The organism is Psychrobacter sp. T6-1 (assembly GCF_052258445.1).
Window position 1 is genome coordinate 1 of record NZ_JBQQFC010000730.1, and the last position, 660, is coordinate 660.

Here is a 660-nt window from a genome sequence, read left to right on the forward strand (position 1 = left end):
GATCCAAAGCTGGCTTGGGCGATACGTCATCGCGAGCATTTTCCGGTCAATATTCAAACCGCAAGCTATGACATGATCGTACGTATCCCAGGTATTGGTACTAGAACAGCGAGAAAAATCGTTAAAGCACGCAAATTCAATCAGTTGACCTTAGAGCACCTAAAAAAGATGGGAGCCGCGGTCAATCGTGCCAAGTACTTCATTGCCACGACGGGTAAAAACGAGCATCTATCGCATCTCACGCGTGACAACTTTCGCCAGTATGTACTTGCACAAACGCAAACCAAATACAAAGACCAGCGTAGTGGTCAGTTGGCACTGTTTTAACACGCTCGTAAGTCTTGCTCAAAACCATCAAATAGCTATAGGATGATTTATGTCGCAGCTTGTCTTGAAAGATAACTTTGCAATGGGTCAGGTGACGCCGACTATCTTGATATATGAGCCGACCTTTGAGGGTTGGCTCAGTGCGGTCTATTACGTCTATGAACACAAACTGCAAAACCATGAGCTATTGCAGCTTGTCGCCGAGGATCGCTATGTGCCCTCACTCATTAGCACGGCCACGACCCTGACAACTAGTGATGAGCAGGCGCAGCGCGTCCTCAAAAAACTCAATGCCCTGCTTGGCCGCTCTGGTATGCGCAAGCTCTTGTGGGG

Annotated in this window: 1 protein-coding gene and 1 pseudogene; both read left to right on the plus strand. The window is 48.2% G+C overall.

Annotation, left to right across the window (positions count from 1 at the left end):
- The coding region (locus ACTXGO_RS15680) for a helix-hairpin-helix domain-containing protein (RefSeq protein ID WP_443575175.1) at positions 1-327 on the plus strand (327 nt) is incomplete at its 5' end.
- Positions 328-376: 49 nt separating this feature from the next.
- Positions 377-660, plus strand: a pseudogene (locus ACTXGO_RS15685) (TIGR03915 family putative DNA repair protein); the annotation flags it as partial.